This is a genomic window from Cupriavidus sp. FW305-F7, from assembly GCF_058782875.1.
Window position 1 is genome coordinate 24,368 of record NZ_JBYSYC010000046.1, and the last position, 13,716, is coordinate 38,083.

A 13,716-nucleotide genomic window follows, 5' to 3' on the forward strand; every position below is an offset into this window, starting at 1 on the left:
TCAGTTCACCGTACCCTGCGTGGCCACGATGACCACCTGGGGGCGCGTGCCCATGTCGGACATGTCGACCCGTGCCGCGACGGTTTTGGCGGCAAGCCGCGAGATCCAGCCGATCTTGATGACAATCGGTGCGTCGTCCGGGCGGCCAGTGGCCGATGGCGTGCATCCCCATGAGAAGCCGGTGGTCTGGTCGTACGCAACCATGTCCCGGCAAATCACGGCGCGTCCGCCAGGCAGGCCTGTGCTGACACGCTCCCAGAACTCGGCGACATCGAAATCCGCCAGTTGCTGCGCGCACCCGGCCGCCGTGCCCGAGCAGGCGATCGCGTACGGGCTGTTTGCTGCCGTGAGCGCGGGTGGCTGCCCGGTGGCGGTGTCGATGAAGTAGCGGTTCGGGGTGATGGCTTCCGCCGCCGCGCCGGTTTGCGAGACGGCAGGATTGGCACGCATGCGCTCGGCCATCTCGGTGGCCAGCTGCATGGCAGTGGTGTCGTAGGAAGCTTGTTGCGTGAAGCGGGATGAATTCAGCAGCAGGCTGGCGACGCCGAGCACGCCAACCGCCAGAACGACAATTGCCACCAATGCTTCGAGCATGGCAAAGCCGGCTGCCCCGCGGCAGCGTTGACCCATTCTGACCCCCGTCAAAAGACGTCCGACTTCGTTAACTTCTTTTTTTGGTCTGCAATCCGGGCCCTTTTAATATGCGACAGCGGGCCTTGCGGAAATGCAACGGGGATTAAACAACGATTTTGTTACTTTTACTACCCCTTCCGGGGGGTGGACGCCGCAAATTCATCCAGCACGTCGCGGAATTCCGACACGTCCTCAAAGCTCCGGTACACCGAAGCAAAGCGGATATACGCAATCTTGTCGAGCTTGCGCAATTCGCGCATCACCAGCTCGCCGACCTGGCTGCTGGGGATTTCCTTTTCGCCCAGGGCCAGCAGTTTTTCTTCGATGCGGGTGATGGCTTCGTCGATGGCTTCGGCGGAGACCGGGCGCTTGCGCAGCGCCAGGCGCATGGAATCCTTCAGCTTGGCGCGGGTGTAGTCCACGCGCGAGCCGTTTTTCTTGACGATGGCGGGGAAGAACAGCTCGATCCGCTCATAGGTGGTGAAGCGGCGGTCGCAGGCTTCGCAGCGGCGGCGCCGGCGCACGGCATCGCCGTCTTCCGACATGCGCGTGTCGAGTACCTGGGTATTGGAATGACCGCAAAAGGGGCATTTCATGCCGGACCACCTTCAGTTGAACCCCGTCGCCTTGTCCGTGTTGTCGTTCTGCGGTGGCGGGGCGGGTTGGCGAGGCCCGCAAGCCGGTGCCCCGGGGCGCCGGCTTGCGGAGCTGCCGGCCGCTCATGCGAACCCGCATGGGCGGCCTCGATGCATCAGCCGTAGACCGGGAAACGCTTGGTCAGGGCTGCCGCCTGCTCGCGCACGCTGGCGATGTTGGCGGCGTCGTGCGGGTTGTCCAGCACATCGGCGATCAGGTTGCCGACGATGCGGGCTTCTTCTTCCTTGAAGCCGCGCGTGGTCATGGCCGGCGAGCCCAGGCGGATGCCCGAGGTCACGAACGGCTTTTCCGGATCGTTGGGGATGGCGTTCTTGTTGACGGTGATATGCGCCTCGCCCAGGATGCGCTCGGCTTCCTTGCCGGTGATGTTCTTGGCGCGCAGGTCGACCAGCATCACGTGGCTTTCGGTACGGCCCGAGACAATGCGCAGGCCGCGCGCGATCAGGGTCTCGGCCAGCACGGCGGCGTTCTTCACCACTTGCTGCTGGTAGGCCTTGAACTCAGGCGTCAGCGCTTCCTTGAACGCGACCGCCTTGCCGGCGATCACGTGCATCAGCGGGCCGCCCTGGATGCCGGGGAAGATCGCCGAGTTGATGGCCTTCTCGTGCTCGGCCTTCATCAGGATCACGCCGCCGCGCGGGCCGCGCAGGCTCTTGTGCGTGGTGGTGGTGACGAAGTCGGCGTGCGGCACCGGGTTCGGGTAGACGCCCGCGGCGATCAGGCCGGCGTAGTGGGCCATGTCGACCATGAAGTAGGCGCCGATCGACTTGGCCACCTTGCTGATGCGCTCGAAGTCGATGCGCAGCGCGAAGGCCGAGGCGCCGGCGATGATCAGCTTGGGCTTCTTCTCTTGCGCCAGCTTTTCCAGCGCATCGTAGTCGATGTCTTCCTGGGCGTTCAGGCCGTAGCTGACCACGTTGAACCACTTGCCGCTCATGTTCAGGGCCATGCCGTGGGTCAGGTGGCCGCCTTCGGCCAGGCTCATGCCCATGATGGTGTCGCCCGGCTTGAGCACGGCGAAGTACACACCCTGGTTGGCCTGCGAGCCCGAGTTGGGCTGCACGTTGGCGGCTTCGGCGCCGAACAGCTGCTTGACGCGGTCAATGGCCAGCTGCTCGACCACGTCGACGTACTCGCAACCGCCGTAGTAGCGCTTGCCGGGATAGCCCTCCGCGTACTTGTTGGTCAGCTGCGAACCCTGGGCGGCCATCACGGCCGGCGAGGTGTAGTTCTCGGAGGCGATCAGCTCGATGTGGTCTTCCTGGCGCTGGTTTTCCTGCTGGATGGCGGCAAAGACCTCGGGGTCGATCTGGTCGATCGTAAAACGGCTGCGTTCGAACATGGCGAAACTCGTCTGAAAAATAGGGAATCCGATTCACGCATCGGGGGTAGGGCGCGCGGGGAAGGCTAGCGGCGACCAGCACCGGCGGCACGTTGTAACCGTCGGTGCAGGGCGCACCCTGCTTCCCATTCGCTGCCCAGGCGAGCGGCAGGCGCAAGCAACTTCACGCCTAGGCGTGCTGAACGTTACGCGAACGCGCAATGAACGTCACGCCAGAGAACTTGCGCTTCCTCGTGGTAGTGCCCACTGACTTCGCCAGTCGCGCAAGATGGAATGGTTGCGCGCAGTGTAGCGCGAGGCGGGCGCCCGCCGCAAGCCGTCGGCCCCGCCAGGCAAGGACTGGCAAGGGCTGGCCAGCAACTTGCTGTTGCAAAGTCGTCATGCGGGTTTACACGAAACCGCTATCGCTCTCCGTTACAATCGCGGCCATGACAAACTTTGTCTGGACCCTGCGGGTGTACTGGGAAGACACCGACGCGGGTGGCGTAGTGTTCTACGCCAACTACCTGAAGTTCTTCGAGCGCGCCCGCACCGAGTGGCTGCGTGCGCTCGGCATCGAGCAGCAGTCGCTCGCCGACGAGGCGGGCGTGGTCTTTATCGTCCGCAGTACGGCGGTGGACTACAATGCGCCCGCCCGGCTGGATGACCAGCTCGAGATCCGCACGCGCATCGACCGGGTCGGCCCGGCGTCGGTCCAGTTCACCCAGGAAGCCTGGCGTGGCGAGCTGATGCTGGCATCTGGCGCGATCCGCGTTGGGTGTGTCGATCGAAGCACTTTCCGTCCCGCCCCGATTCCCGACCCCGTTCTAGCTACCATCAAGTCCGCACGATGAATCCCGTGACCGTCACGCAAGACATGTCGATCGTAACGCTGGTGCTCCACGCCAGCCTGCTGGCACAGGCCGTCATGGTGCTGTTGCTCGTCATGTCCCTGTTTTCGTGGACCTATATCTTCCGCAAGCACCTGGCGCTGCGCTCGGCGCGCACCCAGACCGAGGGGTTCGAACGCGACTTCTGGGCCGGCGGCGACCTGCAGGCGCTATATAACAGCGCCGTCAACAACCGCCACAACACCGGCGCGCTGGAGCGGATCTTTGAATCCGGCATGGGCGAGTTCCTGAAGGCGCGCGAGCGCGGCAACGAAGCCGGCGCGCTGCTCGATGCGGCCCGGCGCGCGATGCGCGCGGCCTACCAGCGCGAGATGGATGTGCTGGAATCGCATCTGCCGTTCCTGGCGTCGGTGGGTTCGGTGAGCCCGTATATCGGCCTGTTCGGCACGGTATGGGGGATCATGAACGCATTCCGCGGCCTGTCGAATGTGCAGCAGGCGACGCTCGCATCGGTGGCCCCCGGTATTGCCGAGGCGCTGGTGGCGACCGCGATCGGCCTGTTCGCGGCGATTCCGGCGGTGATCGCCTACAACCGCTATGCCACGGAGATCGACCGCCTGGCGATCCGGTTCGAGAGCTTCATGGAAGAGTTCCTGAACATCCTGCAACGGCAGGCACGCTAACTGCACACGTATCGAATCTAATCCAGACGGTCCGGGCGCAAGCCCGGGCCGGCGTTTCCAGGAGTCCTGCAATGGCAGCCATTCAGCGCCGCGGCGGCTCGCGCCGCCGGGCCAGCGCCGAGATCAATGTCGTGCCGTATATCGACGTCATGCTCGTGCTGCTGGTCATCTTCATGGTGGCGGCGCCGATCGTGAGCCCCGCCACCGTCGACCTGCCCACCGTAGCCAACGCCACGCCGCAGCAGAAGGCGCCGCCGATCGTGGTCACCGTGCACGAGAGCGGCCAGCTCACCGCGCGCGGCAAGGACAACGCCGGCAATGCCTTCGAGCGCAAGCTCGACAAGCAGGGCCTGCTCGACTTTGTGCACCAGCGCCAGAACGAGAATCCCGACCAGCCGGTGGTGATTGCCGCCGACCGCTCGGTCAAGTACGAGGCGGTGCTGGACGTGATGTCGATCCTGAAAGCCGATGGCATCAAGCGCGTCGGCCTGATGGTCAAGTCCAAGACCTCCTGACGCATTGAAGCGCCTATCTGATTGCCGTTGCGCCTGATGAAGACCGTCGCCGCCTATCCCTACCAGCCGGTCAAGGAGCGGGGAACCCTGCGTTCCTTCCTGTTCGCGCTCTTCATGCACATGCTGCTGGCTGTCGTGCTGTACTACGGCGTGCGCTTGCAGAGCAGCACCCCGGTCGGCGCCGAGGCCGAGCTGTGGGAAGAGATTCCGGCCGCCACCGCGCCCCCGCCGCCGCCGCCGGCGCCGGTGGTGCAGCCGCGCCCGGCCCCGCCGCTGCCCGAGGTGAAGAGCAAGGTCGAGGACGACGCCGACATCGCGCTGGAACGCCAGAAGCGCCGTGCCGAGGCGGCAGCGCGCGAAGAGGCCGAGCGCAAGCAGGCGGCCGCGCGCAAGGAAGCCGAGCGCAAAGAGGCGGAACGCAAGGAAGCCGAGCGCAGGGAAGCGGAACAGCGCGAGGCCGAGCGCAAGGAAGCCCAGCGCAAGGACGACGCGAAGAAGAAGGCAGCGCAGCAGCAGGAACAGCAGCGCAAGGAGCAGGCCGAGCGCAAGGAAGCAGAACGCAAGGAAGCGGACGCCAAGGCCAAGGCCCAGGCGGACGCCAAGGCCAAGGCTGACGCCGAGAACAAGGCCAAGGCCAAGGCGGATGCCGACGCCAAGGCCAAGCGCGAGGCTGCGGCCAGTGCCCAGCGCAAGAGCGAGCTGGCGCGCCTGCAGGCGCTGGCCGGCGGCTCCGGCGCGGGCGGTGGCGGCGTGGGCAGCACGGCCGGCGCGGGTGCCGGCGGCGGTGGCAAGGCTTCGCCCGGCTATCCCGACCGCGTACGCCGCCGCGTGAAACCGAACATCGTCTTCACCGACGACGTAGACGGCAACCCGACTGCGGTGGTGTCCGTGCGGCTGGCGCCGGACGGCTCGCTGATGTCGGCGCGGCTGGCCAAGTCCAGCGGCAACTCGGCGTGGGACAACGCCGTGCTGCGCGCGGTCGAGCGTTCCGACCCGCTGCCGCGTGACGAGGACGGCAAGGCGCCGGCCAGCTTCACCATCACCTTCCGGCCGAAGGACTGAGTGGCCCGTAACGCATGATTTGCAACATAATGCAACCTTCATCGCCGGGTTTCAGTCCCATCGCTACCATGGCAGGTTGCCTGACGCGGCCGGCAGTGTGCAGCACGCACGCAGATCGGGCATGCGCCATGCGCAGCGCCCGACCTGCCCGTTTTGCCGATTGCCTGCCGTGCCCGACGAATCTTGTAATCGACTGAGGAGCAGCATGCGAAAGCTTTGGGCCCCCAACTGGCTGTCCGCGAGGCGGCACAACGCAACCCAACCCGAATCCCAACGCGCCATCGGCCCGGCCCCCCTGGCCGGCCGCCGCGCGCTGATGGCCTGGCTGGCCGCGGCGATGACGATGGCAGCCGGCGCCGCGCACGCGCAACTCAACGTTGAGATCTCCGGGGTCGGTTCCAGCCAGATTCCGGTTGCGACCGCCAACTTCCAGGGCGAGGCCCAGGCCCCGCAGAACCTGACCGCGATCATCCGCGCCGACCTGACGCGCAGCGGGCGCCTGCGCAATGTCGATCCGGGCGGCGCCACGGTGGCGGAATCCGCCAATGTCGACCTGGGCAGCTGGAAGTCGCGCGGCGCCGATGCCTTCGTCGCCGGCAGCGTGACCCCGGCCGCCGGCGGCAAGTATGAGGTCCGCTTCCGCCTGTACGACACCGTCAAGGGCCAGAGCCTGGGCGGGCTGGCCTTTACCGTCAACCAGTCCCAGCTGCGCGTGACCGCGCACAAAATCGCCGACTACATCTATGAAAAGCTGCTGGGCGAGCGCGGCGTGTTTGCCACGCGCCTGTCCTACGTGTCGAAGGTGGGCGGCCGCTACCAGCTGCTGATTTCCGACTCGGACGGCCAGAACGCGCAGGTGGCGCTGACCAGCAACGAGCCGATCATCTCGCCGTCGTGGTCGCCGGACGGCGCGCGCGTGGCCTATGTCTCGTTCGAGGCCAAGAAGCCGGTGGTGTATGTGCACGACCTGGCCAGCGGCAAGCGCACGCTGGTGTCGAACCAGAAGGGCAACAACAGCGCGCCGTCGTGGTCGCCTGACGGCCAGCACCTGGCACTGGCGCTGTCGCGCGACGGCAATACCCAGGTCTACCAGGTCAATGCCGACGGCTCCGGCGTCCGCCGCCTGTCCCGCAGCAGTGCCATCGACACCGAGCCGCAGTACTCGCCCGACGGCAAGAGCATCTACTTCACCAGCGACCGCGGCGGTGCGCCGCAGGTTTACCGCATGCCCGCTTCTGGCGAGGAAGGTGGCGGTGCGCAACGTGTCACCTTCAAGGGCAGCTACAACGTGAGCCCGCGTATTTCGCCGGACGGCAAGTACCTGGCGTACATCTCGCGCACGGGCGGCTTCAAGCTGCAGCTGCAGGACCTGAGCAACGGCGACGTGACGTCGCTGACCGATACGGCCAACGACGAAGCGCCCAGCTTTGCCGCCAACGGCAAGTACATCCTCTATGCCACCCGAGTGGGCGGTCGCGCGGTGCTGGCGGCGGTTTCCACTGACGGGCGTACCCGGCAGGTTCTGTCCCTCCAGTCCGGCGATGTTCGCGAGCCGTCCTGGGGTCCTTTCATGCAATAACAGGAGTCATTCACCATGCCCCAACTGATGAGCAAAACCCTTGCCGTTGCCGCACTGCTGGCCCTTGGCGCCTGCAGCTCCGGCGTCAAGCTGGACGACACCGCCAAAGCCGGCGCCGGCGCGGGCACCGGTGCCGATGCGCGCGCCGTGACCCCGGTGACGGCCGCCGATCCGCTGAACGATCCGAACAGCCCGCTGGCCAAGCGCAGCGTGTACTTCGACTTCGACAGCTACAGCGTCAAGTCTGACTACCAGGGCATGCTGGGCGAGCACGCCAAGTACCTGGGCTCGAACAAAGGCCGCAAGATCCTGATCCAGGGCAACACCGACGAACGCGGCACCAGCGAGTACAACCTGGCGCTGGGCCAGAAGCGTGCCGAAGCCGTGCGCCGCTCGCTGGCCTCGATGGGTGTGCCCGACACCCAAATGGAAGCCGTGAGCCTGGGCAAGGAAAAGCCCAAGGCCGCCGGCCATGATGAAGCCTCGTGGGCCGAAAACCGCCGCGCGGACATCAACTACTGATCTGCGGATAGCCATCCATGAAAGCACGCGTTTCCACCTTGTTGTGGCTCGCCGCCGTCGCCGGCGGCGGCATGCTGCCGCTGTCGCAGGCGCATGCCGGAGTGTTCGACGATGACGAGGCGCGCAAGGCGGTCATCACCCTGCGCGACCAGTTCAACGGTTTCCAGGCGACCGCGACGCAGCGCATCGAGCAGAACAGCCGCACCACGATCGACATGCAGAACCAGCTCGAGGGCCTGCGCCAGGAAGTGGCCCGGCTGCGCGGCCAGAACGAAGTGCTGCAGAACACGGTGGACGCGCTGCAGAAGCAGCAGAAGGACTACTACGCCGACCTGGACGCGCGCCTGAAGAAATTCGAGCCGCAGCAGGTCACGGTCGAAGGCCGCGAAGGCCTGTCGCAGCCTGGCGAAAAGCCCGAATACGATGCCGCGCTCAAGCAGTTCCAGGCGGGCGACTTCAAGAGCGCCGGGAGTTCGTTCTCGGCGTTCGTCAAGAAGTACCCGCAGAGCCCGTACGCGCCGCTGGCACAATACTGGCTCGGCAACTCGCTGTATGCGCAGCGCGACTACAAGGGCTCCACCTCGGTGCTGCAGAACATGATCAACGCCAACCCGACGCATCCCAAGGTGCCGGACGCGATGATCGCGGTTGCCAACAACCAGCTCGAGTCCGGCCAGAAGGCGGCCGCGCGCAAGACGCTGGAGCAGGTGGTGGCCAAGTATCCTGGCACCGAAGGCGCGCAGGCGGCCAGCAACCGGCTGAAGACGTTGAAGTAACTCCGGAAGCGGCCGGCACGCCCGGTCCTGTCTGCAAGGCCCGCTTCGGCGGGCCTTTTTCTTGGGTCGCGCTAAAATACGCGATTCGCCTGAATCTTTTGCGCGCCCAGACGGCGCGCTCCCGATCATGACCCAACGCGCCATCGTCCTGCTGTCCGGCGGACTCGACTCCGCCACCGTACTCGCCATGGCCCGCGCCCAGGGCTTCGAGACCTATGCGCTGTCGATGCGCTATGGCCAGCGCCACTCCTCTGAACTGGAAGCCGCCAAGCGCGTGGCGGCCGCGCTGGGCGCCACCCGCCACGAGATCATCGACCTGGACCTGCGCCGCTTCGGCGGCTCGGCGCTGACCGACGACACGCTCGCGGTGCCGACCGACGGCGCTTCCGGTGGCATCCCGGTCACCTACGTGCCGGCGCGCAACACCATCATGCTGTCGCTGGCGCTCGGCTGGGCCGAGGCCGTCGGCGGGCGCGACCTGTTCTTCGGCGCCAATGCGGTCGACTACTCCGGTTACCCGGACTGCCGCCCGGAATACGTCGCGGCCTATGAAACGCTGGCCAACCTCGCCACCAAGGCCGGGGTCGAGGGCGACCGCTTCCGCGTGCATGCGCCCATCATCGACATGACCAAGGGCGAGATCATCCGCGCCGGCATCGCGCTGGGGGTGGACTACAGCCTGACGGTGTCGTGCTACCAGGCCGACGACGACGGCCGCGCCTGCGGCGTGTGCGATTCGTGCCGCATCCGCCGGGCCGGCTTTGAAGCCGCCGGTGTGCCCGATCCGACCCGCTACCAGGCCGCTGCCTGATCTCAAGCCGCCGTTCACGCCCCCGACATGCCTGAAATCGACCTCGCCGCGCTCTCGCGCACCGTGCTGCTGAGCACGTTCGTCCTGACCTTCCTGTTTGGCGCCGTGCTGCAGCGCACGCACTTCTGCACCATGGGCGCGGTCTCTGACATCGTCAACATGGGTGACTGGAGCCGCATGCGCATGTGGGTGCTGGCGATCGGCGTGGCCATGATCGGCACCGGCGTGCTGGCCTGGACCGGCGCGATCGACCCCACCAAGACCATCTACACCGCCAGCAAGCTGGGCTGGCTGTCGGCGCTGGCCGGCGGGCTGATGTTCGGCTTCGGCATGGTGCTGGCGTCGGGCTGCGGCAGCAAGACGCTGGTGCGCATCGGCGCCGGCAACCTGAAGTCGCTGGTGGTCTTTGTCTTCCTGGGCCTGTCGGCCTACATGACGCTGCGCGGGCTGTTCGGCGTGGTGCGCGTGAATACCGTCGACGCGGTGGCGCTGACGCTGCCCACCACGCAAGACCTGCCGTCCGTGCTGGCGCAGGGCACGGGGCTCGCGCGCGGCGCGCTGCAGCTGGGCCTGGGCCTGGCGCTGGGCGGCGTGCTGGTGCTGTGGGCGCTGGCCGGCCGCGGCTTCCGCTCGTTCGACAACCTGCTTGGCGGCATCGGCGTCGGGCTGATCATCGTGGCGATGTGGTATGTGTCGGGCCACCTCGGCTACGTGGCCGAAGACCCCAACACGCTTGAAGAACTGTTCGTCTCGACCAACAGCGGCCGCATGGAAAGCCTGAGCTTCGTCGCACCCTATGCCTACACGCTCGACTGGCTGATGATGTTCAGCGACAAGAGCAAGGTGGCGACGGTCGGCATCGTCAGCGTGTTCGGCGTGATCGCCGGCGCGGCGGCCTATGCCCTGGCCACGCGCACGTTCCGCTGGGAAGGCTTCGGCAATGCCGAGGACGTCGCCAACCATATGGTCGGTGGCATCCTGATGGGTGCGGGCGGCGTGACCGCGCTGGGCTGCACGGTCGGGCAGGGGCTGTCGGGCGTGTCGACCCTGGCGCTTGGCTCGTTTATCGCGCTGGCGGGTATCCTGGCCGGCGCGGTGCTGGCATTCCGCTACCAGATATGGCGTCTGGAGCGCATGGCCTGAGGCGCATGCTTGACACATCGAGAACTGCATCCCTATAATCGCGGTTCTGTTTTTTCGGGTCGTTAGCTCAGTCGGTAGAGCAGCGGACTTTTAATCCGTTGGTCGCGTGTTCGAGTCACGCACGACCCACCAGTATTACGAAGGGCCTGTGGCGCAAGTCACAGGCCCTTTTTGCGTCTGGCATGCCCCGACAGTGGGGGGTGCTTTAACTAGTTCGAGGTAGAGACTTGGATCTGCCTGCGCAGCACAATGGGTCAGCCGCGGCGTGTTGACCGCGGTCCATCAGGACGGCCGCGAGACACGGCCCACCAACAAGACCCTATGCGGCAAGCAGGCGTTTCCTTGCCGGCCAGCGGGCACGTGCTGCGCATCATCTGGCCGTTCGTACCGGTGGTCGTTGCGCTGGCGTTGTTCAGCATCGCCAGCCTGGACCTGTTGTCGGCTGCACGCGCCTTTGTCGCGGGCGAGAGCCAGTGGTCCAAGGGCCAGAAGAACGCCGTGCTGCACCTGCTGCGCTACGGCGAGGATCGCGATCCGGCGGATTTCGAGGCATATCTGGAGTCGATCGCGATCCCGCTGGGCGACCACCACGCGCGCCTGGAGCTCGACCGCGACGAGCCTGACCTGGGGCGCATCCATGAAGGGCTCCTTGCCGGCGGCAACCATCCCGAAGACATTCCGCGGATGGTGCGGCTCTACCGGAATTTCCGCCATATCCAGGAGGTCGATGCCGCGATCCGCGTGTGGGCCGCGGGCGACATCGAGATCGCTGCCCTACACGAACAGGCACTGACCCTGCGCCGGCTGATCCGCCAGCCCGGCTGCAGGGACGATTGCGTGGCGCCGGTGCTGCGCAACATAGCGCAGATCGACGCCAGGCTGACGCCGCTGGAGCAGGCCTTTTCGGGCCATCTGGGCCAGGCCTCGCGCCGCGTGACGCGGCTGCTGACCACCGGCAGCGCGGTGATGGCGGCGGCGCTGCTGATGTCGGCGATCCTGCTGTCGGTGGCGCCGCTGCGGCGCGAGCGCCGGCTGCGCGAGGCGCTGGCGCAGCGCGAAGAGCAGTTGCAGCTGGCGGTGGAGGGCAGCAACGACGGGTTATGGGACTGGCATCTTGGCCGTGGCGAGCTGTACTTCTCGCCGCGCTGCGCGCAGATGCTCGGTTACCACGACGACGAGCTGCCGCATGCGCGCGAAACCGTGCTGGGCCTGCTGCATCCTTCCGACCTGGCCGCCTTCGAGGCCAAGCTGGCCCACCATCTGCGCAGCGGCGAGCCCTACGACGCCGAATTCCGCCTGCGCAACCGCGCCGGCGATTACCTGTGGGTGCGCGCCCGCGGCCGGCTGGTGCGCGGGGCGGGGCGCCGGCGCGCGCGCATGGCGGGGTCGCTCACGAATATTTCCGACCACAAGCGCTACGAGACCCAGCTCTTTGCCGAGAAGGAGCGCGCCCAGGTCACGCTGCAGGCCATCGGCGACGCGGTGGTGACGGCCGATGTGTGGGGGCGCGTGGAATCGCTCAACCCCGCGGCCGAGGCCCTGACCGGCTGGCGCGAAGCCGACGCCCGCGGCCTGCCGCTGAGCAACGTCTGCGTGCTGCGCGACGAGGACAGCCTGGCGCCGCTGCCCGATATTGTCACGCTGGCGCTGCGCCAGCGCTGGCGCAGCCGGTCGGCGCAGCTGGTGCGGCGCGATGTGTCCGGGCTGCCCGGACAGGCGCTGGCGGTCAAGCCATCGGTGGCGCTGATCCGCGACCGTGCCGCGCAGGCCATCGGCGTGGTGGTGGTGCTGCACGATATCAGCCAGGAACGCGCCCATGCGGCGCGCCTGGCGTACGAGGCCAGCCACGATGCGCTGACCGGCCTGGTCAACCGCGCCGAGTTCGAGCGCCGGCTGGGCGCGGCGATCACGCGGTCACGCGAACAGGGCACCACCCATACGCTGATGTACCTGGACCTGGACCAGTTCAAGGTGGTCAACGACACCTGCGGGCATGCCGCCGGCGACGAGCTGATCCGGCAGATGGCGGAGGTCATGCGCAGCCAGCTGTGCCGCAGCGACACGCTGGCGCGGCTGGGCGGCGACGAGTTCGGCGTGCTGCTGGAGCATTGCGGCACCGGCGATGGCGAACGCGTGGCCGAGGCCTTGCGCCACGCCATTGCATGTTTCCGCTTTGCGCATCACCAGCGCACCTTCACGCTGGGCGTCAGCATCGGCCTGGTCACGCTGGACCGACAGACCGTCAACGTCGCCGAGGCGCTGAGCGCGGCCGACGCGGCCTGCTACGTGGCCAAGGAGGGCGGGCGCAACCGCGTGCAGGTCTACCATCCGCTGGACAGCGTGGTGCAGGCGCGCCACGGCGAGATGGAGTGGGTCAGCCGCGTGCATGCGGCGCTGGGGGCCGGCCGCTTCTGCCTGTACTCGCAGGAGATCGTGCCGGCGCACGATGGCGCGTTGCCGCAGACGGGCCGCCATGTGGAACTGCTGCTGCGCATGGTCGATGAACGTGGCCGGCTAGTGCCGCCGATGGCCTTCGTGCCGGCCTGCGAGCGCTACAACCTGATGCCGATGATTGACCGCTGGGTGGTCGAGACTGCGTTTGCCACCCTGGCGGGGCGGCAGGCGGAGATTGCCACCTGCGCGATCAACCTGTCAGGCTCGTCGCTGGCGGACATCCAGTTTCCCGATTTCGTGCGCGAGCAGGCGCAGCGCTTCGGCATCGCGCTGGACGGCATCTGCTTCGAGATCACGGAAACCGCGGCGATCTCCAACCTGGCGCAGGCCGGCGCGTTCATCCTGCAGCTGCAGCAGCTGGGCTGCAAGTTTGCGCTGGATGACTTCGGCGCGGGCATGTCGTCGTTCACCTACCTCAAGCACCTGCCGGCGGCCTACCTGAAGATCGACGGCAGCTTCGTGCGCGACATGCTGGCCGACCCGGTCAACCTGGTGATGGTGGAGGTGATCCAGCGCATCGGCCACGCCATGGGCAAGCAGACCATTGCGGAATTCGTTGAGAGCGAGGCCATGCTCGAACGGCTGCGCGAGCTGGGCGTGGACCTGGTGCAGGGCTATCACATTGCGGCGCCGGTGCCGTTTGCCCCGGCGGATGCCGAGGCCGGCGACCGGCCGGCGCTGGCGCTGGCGGGCTGAGCGGCCAGGCCCG

Annotated in this window: 13 protein-coding genes, 1 tRNA gene and 1 riboswitch; of the genes, 11 read left to right on the plus strand and 3 right to left on the minus strand. The window is 66.9% G+C overall.

The window, feature by feature from the left end:
• From pilV to glyA, 3 genes are all read right to left on the minus strand, one after another.
• Positions 1 to 630, minus strand: coding sequence for a type IV pilus modification protein PilV (gene pilV / locus AC3WL8_RS31785; RefSeq protein WP_013957631.1), 630 nt, complete (start codon positions 628 to 630; stop codon positions 1 to 3).
• A 131-nt stretch (positions 631 to 761) separates the two neighbouring features.
• A complete protein-coding gene (gene nrdR, locus AC3WL8_RS31790; RefSeq protein WP_010813743.1) occupies positions 762 to 1,229 on the minus strand; it encodes a transcriptional regulator NrdR in 468 nt (155 codons plus the stop codon).
• A gap of 155 nt (positions 1,230 to 1,384) precedes the next feature.
• Positions 1,385 to 2,632 carry a serine hydroxymethyltransferase gene (gene glyA, locus AC3WL8_RS31795; protein ID WP_013957630.1) on the minus strand — a complete coding sequence of 416 codons (1,248 nt, stop codon included), beginning with the start codon at positions 2,630 to 2,632 and terminating at the stop codon, positions 1,385 to 1,387.
• A 127-nt stretch (positions 2,633 to 2,759) separates the two neighbouring features.
• Positions 2,760 to 2,905: riboswitch (ZMP/ZTP riboswitch) on the minus strand.
• Positions 2,906 to 3,060: 155 nt separating this feature from the next.
• Here glyA and ybgC point away from each other — a divergent pair.
• From ybgC to AC3WL8_RS31850, 11 genes are all read left to right on the plus strand, one after another.
• The gene (gene ybgC, locus AC3WL8_RS31800; protein WP_010813741.1) at positions 3,061 to 3,465 is read left to right on the plus strand and encodes a tol-pal system-associated acyl-CoA thioesterase; all 405 of its coding nucleotides are present in this window, start codon (positions 3,061 to 3,063) and stop codon (positions 3,463 to 3,465) included.
• The gene (gene tolQ, locus AC3WL8_RS31805; RefSeq protein ID WP_035821070.1) at positions 3,462 to 4,145 is read left to right on the plus strand and encodes a protein TolQ; all 684 of its coding nucleotides are present in this window, start codon (positions 3,462 to 3,464) and stop codon (positions 4,143 to 4,145) included. The genes ybgC and tolQ overlap by 4 nt, the downstream gene beginning before the upstream one ends.
• A 71-nt stretch (positions 4,146 to 4,216) precedes the next feature.
• Positions 4,217 to 4,660 carry a protein TolR gene (gene tolR, locus AC3WL8_RS31810; RefSeq protein ID WP_078197462.1) on the plus strand — a complete coding sequence of 148 codons (444 nt, stop codon included), beginning with the start codon at positions 4,217 to 4,219 and terminating at the stop codon, positions 4,658 to 4,660.
• Positions 4,661 to 4,696: 36 nt separating this feature from the next.
• On the plus strand, positions 4,697 to 5,722 hold the full coding sequence (tolA, locus tag AC3WL8_RS31815; RefSeq protein WP_492379636.1) for a cell envelope integrity protein TolA: 1,026 nt from the start codon (positions 4,697 to 4,699) through the stop codon (positions 5,720 to 5,722).
• 205 nt (positions 5,723 to 5,927) lie between these two features.
• Positions 5,928 to 7,301, plus strand: a complete 1,374-nt coding sequence (gene tolB / locus AC3WL8_RS31820; RefSeq protein WP_013957626.1) for a Tol-Pal system beta propeller repeat protein TolB — start codon at positions 5,928 to 5,930, stop codon at positions 7,299 to 7,301.
• Positions 7,302 to 7,316: 15 nt separating this feature from the next.
• Positions 7,317 to 7,823 carry a peptidoglycan-associated lipoprotein Pal gene (pal, locus tag AC3WL8_RS31825; protein WP_013957625.1) on the plus strand — a complete coding sequence of 169 codons (507 nt, stop codon included), beginning with the start codon at positions 7,317 to 7,319 and terminating at the stop codon, positions 7,821 to 7,823.
• Between the two features lie 17 nt (positions 7,824 to 7,840).
• Positions 7,841 to 8,599, plus strand: a complete 759-nt coding sequence (gene ybgF, locus AC3WL8_RS31830) for a tol-pal system protein YbgF (RefSeq protein WP_153953697.1) — start codon at positions 7,841 to 7,843, stop codon at positions 8,597 to 8,599.
• 127 nt (positions 8,600 to 8,726) lie between these two features.
• The gene (gene queC, locus AC3WL8_RS31835; protein ID WP_013957623.1) at positions 8,727 to 9,410 is read left to right on the plus strand and encodes a 7-cyano-7-deazaguanine synthase QueC; all 684 of its coding nucleotides are present in this window, start codon (positions 8,727 to 8,729) and stop codon (positions 9,408 to 9,410) included.
• A 27-nt stretch (positions 9,411 to 9,437) separates the two neighbouring features.
• Complete coding sequence (locus AC3WL8_RS31840) at positions 9,438 to 10,553, plus strand: YeeE/YedE family protein (RefSeq protein WP_013957622.1); 1,116 nt, start codon at positions 9,438 to 9,440, stop codon at positions 10,551 to 10,553.
• Positions 10,554 to 10,609: 56 nt separating this feature from the next.
• Positions 10,610 to 10,685 (plus strand) — tRNA-Lys (locus AC3WL8_RS31845).
• 117 nt (positions 10,686 to 10,802) lie between these two features.
• Positions 10,803 to 13,703 carry an EAL domain-containing protein gene (locus AC3WL8_RS31850; protein ID WP_211980066.1) on the plus strand — a complete coding sequence of 967 codons (2,901 nt, stop codon included), beginning with the start codon at positions 10,803 to 10,805 and terminating at the stop codon, positions 13,701 to 13,703.
• The last annotated feature ends 13 nt before the right edge of the window (positions 13,704 to 13,716 follow it).

Excerpts from the sequence above, each read along its gene's own strand:
- ybgC (WP_010813741.1), top strand. The coding sequence starts at position 3,061 with ATGACAAACTTTGTCTGGACCCTGCGGGTGTACTGGGAAGACACCGAC.
- glyA (WP_013957630.1), bottom strand. The coding sequence starts at position 2,632 with ATGTTCGAACGCAGCCGTTTTACGATCGACCAGATCGACCCCGAGGTC.
- pal (WP_013957625.1), top strand. The coding sequence starts at position 7,317 with ATGCCCCAACTGATGAGCAAAACCCTTGCCGTTGCCGCACTGCTGGCC.
- AC3WL8_RS31850 (WP_211980066.1), top strand. The coding sequence starts at position 10,803 with ATGGGTCAGCCGCGGCGTGTTGACCGCGGTCCATCAGGACGGCCGCGA.
- queC (WP_013957623.1), top strand. The coding sequence starts at position 8,727 with ATGACCCAACGCGCCATCGTCCTGCTGTCCGGCGGACTCGACTCCGCC.
- tolQ (WP_035821070.1), top strand. The coding sequence starts at position 3,462 with ATGAATCCCGTGACCGTCACGCAAGACATGTCGATCGTAACGCTGGTG.
- tolB (WP_013957626.1), top strand. The coding sequence starts at position 5,928 with ATGCGAAAGCTTTGGGCCCCCAACTGGCTGTCCGCGAGGCGGCACAAC.
- tolA (WP_492379636.1), top strand. The coding sequence starts at position 4,697 with ATGAAGACCGTCGCCGCCTATCCCTACCAGCCGGTCAAGGAGCGGGGA.
- pilV (WP_013957631.1), bottom strand. The coding sequence starts at position 630 with ATGGGTCAACGCTGCCGCGGGGCAGCCGGCTTTGCCATGCTCGAAGCA.
- nrdR (WP_010813743.1), bottom strand. The coding sequence starts at position 1,229 with ATGAAATGCCCCTTTTGCGGTCATTCCAATACCCAGGTACTCGACACG.
- ybgF (WP_153953697.1), top strand. The coding sequence starts at position 7,841 with ATGAAAGCACGCGTTTCCACCTTGTTGTGGCTCGCCGCCGTCGCCGGC.
- tolR (WP_078197462.1), top strand. The coding sequence starts at position 4,217 with ATGGCAGCCATTCAGCGCCGCGGCGGCTCGCGCCGCCGGGCCAGCGCC.
- AC3WL8_RS31840 (WP_013957622.1), top strand. The coding sequence starts at position 9,438 with ATGCCTGAAATCGACCTCGCCGCGCTCTCGCGCACCGTGCTGCTGAGC.